The 6,000-nt window shown below is 45.9% G+C and carries 5 protein-coding genes and 2 rRNA genes; 4 read left to right on the forward strand and 3 right to left on the reverse strand.

Annotation, left to right across the window (positions count from 1 at the left end; translation table 11 throughout):
• The first annotated feature begins 56 nt into the window (after positions 1-56).
• The 4 genes from E8M12_RS15070 to E8M12_RS15085 all read left to right on the forward strand — a co-directional run bounded on the left by E8M12_RS15070 (position 57) and on the right by E8M12_RS15085 (position 3,498).
• Positions 57-698: an SGNH/GDSL hydrolase family protein gene (locus E8M12_RS15070; RefSeq protein WP_246034174.1), complete on the forward strand. Its 642-nt coding sequence runs from the start codon at positions 57-59 to the stop codon at positions 696-698.
• 216 nt (positions 699-914) lie between these two features.
• Positions 915-1,559, forward strand: coding sequence for a 2OG-Fe(II) oxygenase (locus tag E8M12_RS15075; RefSeq protein ID WP_136737094.1), 645 nt, complete (start codon positions 915-917; stop codon positions 1,557-1,559).
• A 262-nt stretch (positions 1,560-1,821) separates the two neighbouring features.
• On the forward strand, positions 1,822-3,237 hold the full coding sequence (gene trhP / locus E8M12_RS15080; protein WP_136737095.1) for a prephenate-dependent tRNA uridine(34) hydroxylase TrhP: 1,416 nt from the start codon (positions 1,822-1,824) through the stop codon (positions 3,235-3,237).
• Positions 3,238-3,243: 6 nt separating this feature from the next.
• Positions 3,244-3,498, forward strand: a complete 255-nt coding sequence (locus tag E8M12_RS15085) for a YfhL family 4Fe-4S dicluster ferredoxin (RefSeq protein WP_136737096.1) — start codon at positions 3,244-3,246, stop codon at positions 3,496-3,498.
• 99 nt (positions 3,499-3,597) lie between these two features.
• On the opposite strand, the gene E8M12_RS15090 is transcribed toward E8M12_RS15085, so the two are convergent.
• The 3 genes from E8M12_RS15090 to rrf (E8M12_RS15100) all read right to left on the reverse strand — a co-directional run bounded on the left by E8M12_RS15090 (position 3,598) and on the right by rrf (E8M12_RS15100) (position 5,736).
• Positions 3,598-4,596 carry a DUF1214 domain-containing protein gene (locus E8M12_RS15090; RefSeq protein ID WP_136737097.1) on the reverse strand — a complete coding sequence of 333 codons (999 nt, stop codon included), beginning with the start codon at positions 4,594-4,596 and terminating at the stop codon, positions 3,598-3,600.
• Positions 4,597-5,385: 789 nt separating this feature from the next.
• Positions 5,386-5,500, reverse strand: a 5S ribosomal RNA gene (gene rrf, locus E8M12_RS15095).
• 121 nt (positions 5,501-5,621) lie between these two features.
• Positions 5,622-5,736: ribosomal RNA gene (gene rrf / locus E8M12_RS15100) — 5S ribosomal RNA — on the reverse strand.
• Positions 5,737-6,000: the final 264 nt, after the last annotated feature.

The following is a 6,000-nucleotide window of genomic DNA, read 5'->3' on the forward strand; positions in this document are numbered from 1 at the left end:
ATATTTCTGGTTCTGCGTTAGCTTTATTACCCGTTCTGCTCCTCCAGGGGCGGCATGTGCGCAAACGCACACCAGTGTTACCGGAACCTAAAGGGTCAAGGCTAGGCGTAGTTGGAACTGGCACATCGATAAAACTGCTGATTATTGGTGACTCTGCAGCTTTAGGTATCGGGGCCAGTCATCAACGGGAAGCACTGCTCGGCCAGACTTTGAAATATCTAAGCCCGCACTTTCGGGTGCAGTATCAACTAATCGCCAAATCAGGCGCCACCACCAGTGATACCCTGTCAGTGCTTGAAACCCTGCCACAACAAAGCTTTGATGCCGTGATTACGTCGCTTGGCGTTAACGATGTCACCAGTTCACTCACCGTGGCAGTTTGGCGACAACAACAGGCTGTACTAAGAAGCCTGTTACAAGACAAGTTTGCGGTCAAACAAAGCATTATTACTACCGTCCCACCCATGCATAAATTTCCGGCACTTCCGAATCCGCTGCGCTGGTATTTGGGAGACAAAGCGAATCGGTTCAATGACATTCTGGCTCAGGATGTTGAAAGGGAGCACCATTGTCAAATGCTCAATATCGACCGTGAATTGCCATTAAGTGCAATGGCGACTGATGGTTTCCATCCGGGTCCGCCAGTGTATCAGCATTGGGGCCACACAGCCGCCCGCCTGATTCGCCATCGATTCTAACTTCTCCCCTACCTGCTGTTCAGATCCTGAAAAAGATATGTAAATTTTTGTCTTACCGACAATTTTTATTCGTTTTACTGCTGTCGAAAATTGCACTATTTTGCTGCGCCAGTTTTGGATTTAACAGAAATTTACGAGACACACTAACTTTCCTGCTTCAGGGATTGAGCGATACCTTGCAAACAATTCCCTCACAGCCTTCGTTCCGAGACCCTAATGTTAACGAAACACCTCGCACCACTAGATGGCGAATCCGATGCGCCGTTATTTGACAAAATTGCGACCGATTTACGTCGTGATGGATTTAGCATCAATGCCAATGCGCTGCCATGGCACATTGCCCAGGCGTTATTGACTCACTCACAATCTATGCATAGCCAGCAATTTGAAACTGCGGGAATTGGTCGCGAAGAGAATTACAACGTTAACCAGGCTATAAGAAGTGATGCGATTTGCTGGATAACGGGTACCTCATTTGCGGGTAGCCAATGGTTAGCCTGGTGTCAGCAGTTACAGGACCATTTGAACCAAAAACTGTTTCTGGGACTGTTTTCATTTGAAAGTCATTATGCCTGCTTTCAGCCTGGCGCATTTTTTAAACGACACTACGACACTTTTAAAGGGGATAAAAACCGGGTGTTATCCGTCGTAGCCTACCTCAATAAGGACTGGCAACAGAGCGATGGTGGTGAATTGGTGCTATACAAGGATGAGCAAGATACGAAGGGTAAGAAAATACATCCTGAATTTGCCACCCTGGCGATATTCCTCAGCGAAGAGTTCCCTCATGAAGTGTTACCGGCGAACCGACAACGACTGTCTGTGACCGGCTGGTTTCGGGTAAACCAATTCAACGGCTAGCCATAACCCAACCACGAAACCTCGTCGCTTTTTACCTTGCTCGGTTAGATTTCAAAATGAAAATATGACTGTCCTGATGCGGGCGGGTTAAACATAGAGTGTTCGCTGATAGATTCATCACCAAACCATAAAAACCAGCGCCTGTAAGACTCAGGACCTTTGTCACTGTCGCCAATTTATCGTAAAATTCAGGTACTAAATCAGAGTTGCGATACACCAATTTTCAGACTCTGGCAAAGCAAAGATCCTGAGAAGTAATGCAATGACATCAGAAACCGTCTTTAAACCTGAATTATTGTCCCCAGCGGGAAGCTTGAAAAACATGCGTTATGCATTCGCATACGGCGCAGATGCCGTTTACGCAGGACAACCAAGATATAGCCTGAGAGTGCGTAATAACGAGTTTAATCACGAAAATCTCAAAACAGGCATCGACGAGGCACATGCCCTTGGCAAAAAGCTATACGTGGTTTGTAACATTCAGCCCCATAATGCCAAATTAAAAACTTTTATTGATGACCTCAGACCTGTGATTGAAATGGGGCCTGATGCACTGATCATGTCCGATCCCGGATTAATAATGATGGTACGCGAGGCCTTTCCCAATATGCCCATACACCTGTCAGTTCAAGCCAATGCGGTTAACTGGGCAACGGTGAAGTTCTGGGCCGCCAACGGTGTTGAACGAGTCATAGTCTCACGCGAATTGTCCCTTGAAGAGATAGAAGAGATCCGCAAGCATTGTCCTGAGACCGAATTAGAAGTGTTTGTTCATGGTGCCCTGTGCATGGCCTACTCCGGGCGATGTTTGCTTTCCGGGTACATCAATAAACGCGATCCAAATCAGGGAACCTGTACTAATGCCTGTCGTTGGGAATACAAAGTAGAGCAAGGTAAAGAGGATGACACGGGACAGATCGTTGCAGAGTTTGATCCTAACCATACACAGGCCGTTGAAGTACAGAAAGAGCGCCCGGAAGTGACAATTGGCTCAGGTAAACCCATTGATGACGTGGTACTGCTATCAGAAAGCCACCGCCCTGACGAAAAAATGGCGGCGTTTGAGGATGAGCACGGTACTTATATCATGAACTCGAAAGATTTGCGCGCGGTCCAGCATGTAGAGCGCCTCACAAAAATGGGGGTGCATTCCCTGAAAATTGAAGGTCGAACAAAATCTTTTTATTATTGTGCCCGTACCGCGCAGGTTTATCGTCAGGCAATTGATGATGCCGTCGCTGGCAAACCCTTCGATGAACGTTTAATGGGTACTCTTGAAAATCTCGCGCACCGGGGTTACACCGAAGGTTTTTTGCGTCGCCACACCCATGATACCTATCAAAATTACGACTACGGTTATTCGGTTTCTACCCAGCAGCAATTCGTTGGAGAATTCACCGGTAATCGCCGTGGTGAACTGGCAGAGCTGGAGGTGAAAAATAAATTTGTGGTTGGTGACAAGCTTGAGTTGATGACACCGCAAGGCAATATAAACTTCACATTGCAACATATGGAAAATCGCCAGGCAGAATCCATTTCCGATGCCAAAGGCAGCGGCCACATAGTCTATATCCCGGTACCAGAAGATCTAAACCTTCAGTTCGTTCTATTGATGCGCAATCTTAATGAAGGTCAAGATACCCGTAATCCTCTAGCCTCAAACCAAAAGTGCGGGTAAGTCATCATGGCTTTGTTAATTACAAAAAAATGCATTAATTGCGACATGTGCGTCCCAGAGTGTCCAAACGATGCAATATTCATGGGAAAATCCATCTTTGAAATTAACCCTGACCTTTGCACCGAATGCAAAGGTCATTACGACAAGCCCACCTGCCAGTCGGTCTGCCCTATTAGCAAGTGCATTATTACCGACCCAAATCGCGTCGAAAGCGAAGATGAACTTTATGAAAAATACGTGGTTATCCAAGGGCTGGCTTAACAGCAAGCCCAGATATATTTCCCCTCTTTTTGCTGTTTTAATACCCAAGTTGTATTGCCGATTCTAAAACGTATCAGCATTAGTTTGAGTTTTCTGTGATTACTGCGCCGGTTTTGCTGTCGGAAATGTCCAATTCCCTTCTAACAGTGCTTGCTTTGGTGAGTACATCCTGACTGCATAATTCCATCCTTTAGTTATCGGAATACAATTTATCCGTCCATCCCCGCAGCCGCCGAAATGAATCGTAATAGCCCCATCTGAGTCTGCTTTTGCGGTGATATTGTTATAGCTATTCACTCCTAGTTCATTGGCCTCCAGATAACCGTCTGCGTTGTAAACGGTAACAGACCAAAACGCCTCAACCGGAACATCTTTCGCGGTAACGGAATAGAATGTTTCCCCATCATTATTTGCTACCATACCCATCGAGTACATCGCGGCCTTTTTCGGCAGCCCACCCCAGCCGCTGGCGGCACCAATTAAATGATCAACCGGCTTGGTTTCTTCTTTCGTGCCAAATGCATAAGCTGAGTCAAAGCCCAGTACGGCAAAGTCGTTTAATGCCTTACGCCCTATTGATAATTGTTCCTGATTCCAGTCCGGAATATCTAAAGGCCCTTTGCCACCACCTGAAACCTTAATCAAATCCTGTGCCTGATGCGCCTTTTCTACATCTTCAGGATCGTTGGGGTTAACAAATGTCCGTATCGTTACTAAGGCGAACCTTGTACCGACTAACTCCTGATTAAGCTCATAGGTTCCTGGTTTGGTTTCAAAACGCATAAAGTGATCCTGGTTGACAATATGCATTGACTGATAACGTCCGTGTATTTCAGGAAGGGTAACTGTTAACGGTTCAGATAAATCAATTACCGTAGAAGAATAAAGCGTATCCTGATTCATTCGAATTACCGGCTGAAGCTCAGGCGTTGTCGCTTCACGGGCGTGTTGTAAGACCCCAACCTTGATATTAAACGATTCCATAGTACTGCGGAGCATATGATCGGATTCTGCCCGTACATAATTCGCGACATTAACATCTTTAGCGACTACCATTGCTGGTGCCAGCATTAACGTGGTTAACAATACTCTGCGCATCTTACCTCCTCGTCTGCATACGACCTGCTTAAATACCTAGCTGCAATTCTGATGAAACGAGCATAGTATAGACCAGGTGCCAATAGGCTGAAGAGTTTGAAGGTGGGAGGTGGACGCAAATAGAATTGAGGCTGAGGACTGCGTCGATACTATTAGTTAGCTATTCGCTTTGCGGAGATATCCTGTCGTAGCAGGATATGACGGTTAAAGTTGTTGTCAGTAAAACTCAGATGATTCGCTTTTACGACAGAGTCCTCAGCGACAACGTCCTCACCGAAAGAAATACCTTTCTTTCCTCACCGACGTAGTCTCCCGCAAACGCAAAAAGCCCGCTCGTTAGAGCGGGCTTTTATGAATTGGAAGCCTAGCGATTATGTCCAGGGATGGACGGTCAAACGTCGCAAAGCTACAAGGATGTAGTGAATGTCGAAAATGCAGGAGCAACTTTTCGACGACCTGCTCTGACGTAAAAGGATTTACTAATGCCGTGGTGTCATGGATGACAAGGAACGGTCACATGCGTTTCCGCAAGTGGGTTTTCTCGGCCCTATTAACGACAAAAGCCCACTTAATTGAGCGGGCTTTTGTCGTTAATTAGGAGCCTAGCGATTCTGTACAAGGACGAACTAATGCCGACAGGTTTAGGGAGGAACGTTGTATGTCGGTGTCCTCGATTCAGGCATCCTGCTTCATCCTACCTCCTATATCCATATAGTCGTACAGTAGGTCGAGCTAGGCTGAAATGTAAAAAAGCCCTTAGCGTTAACTAAGGGCTTTCTTGGAATGGAAGCCTAGCGATGTCCTACTCTCACATGGGAACTCCCACACTACCATCGGCGCTGTTGCGTTTCACTACTGAGTTCGGCATGGGATCAGGTGGTTCCACAACGCTATTGTCGCTAGACAAAAACATGACTTTGTTCATAAAACAAAGATTTAATGGGTTAAAAACTTAAACAGTGCTTAATTCATTAAACCCTTAAGGCGAAAATCCCGCTCTGCGAGCGGGATGTTCTGAATTGGAAGCCTAGCGATGTCCTACTCTCACATGGGAACTCCCACACTACCATCGGCGCTGTTGCGTTTCACTACTGAGTTCGGCATGGGATCAGGTGGTTCCACAACGCTATTGTCGCTAGACAAAATTTGGTTCAATTCGAAAAGCTGTATTAATTTAAATTCTTACTCGTTCTATTCGACTGCGTAGCATGTCAAACCGGTATTGAAGTTGATGGAGTGATTAACAAAGCTGTGTTCAATAAGTTTGCTTATTTGCAAATGTTTGAACACAATGCCGTTAATCGATTCATTCAAATCAATACCCTATACAATTTTCTTTGGTGTTGTATGGTTAAGCCTCACGGGCAATTAGTACAGGTTAGCTCAACGCCTCACAACGCTTAC

This window comes from Thalassotalea mangrovi (assembly GCF_005116735.1).
Classification (GTDB): domain Bacteria; phylum Pseudomonadota; class Gammaproteobacteria; order Enterobacterales; family Alteromonadaceae; genus Thalassotalea_A; species Thalassotalea_A mangrovi.

What these genes read in the sequence shown, in the direction of transcription:
- E8M12_RS15075 (WP_136737094.1), top strand. Translation starts at nt 915, where the DNA reads ATGTTAACGAAACACCTCGCACCACTAGATGGCGAATCCGATGCGCCG.
- trhP (WP_136737095.1), top strand. Translation starts at nt 1,822, where the DNA reads ATGACATCAGAAACCGTCTTTAAACCTGAATTATTGTCCCCAGCGGGA.
- E8M12_RS15085 (WP_136737096.1), top strand. Translation starts at nt 3,244, where the DNA reads ATGGCTTTGTTAATTACAAAAAAATGCATTAATTGCGACATGTGCGTC.
- E8M12_RS15090 (WP_136737097.1), bottom strand. Translation starts at nt 4,596, where the DNA reads ATGCGCAGAGTATTGTTAACCACGTTAATGCTGGCACCAGCAATGGTA.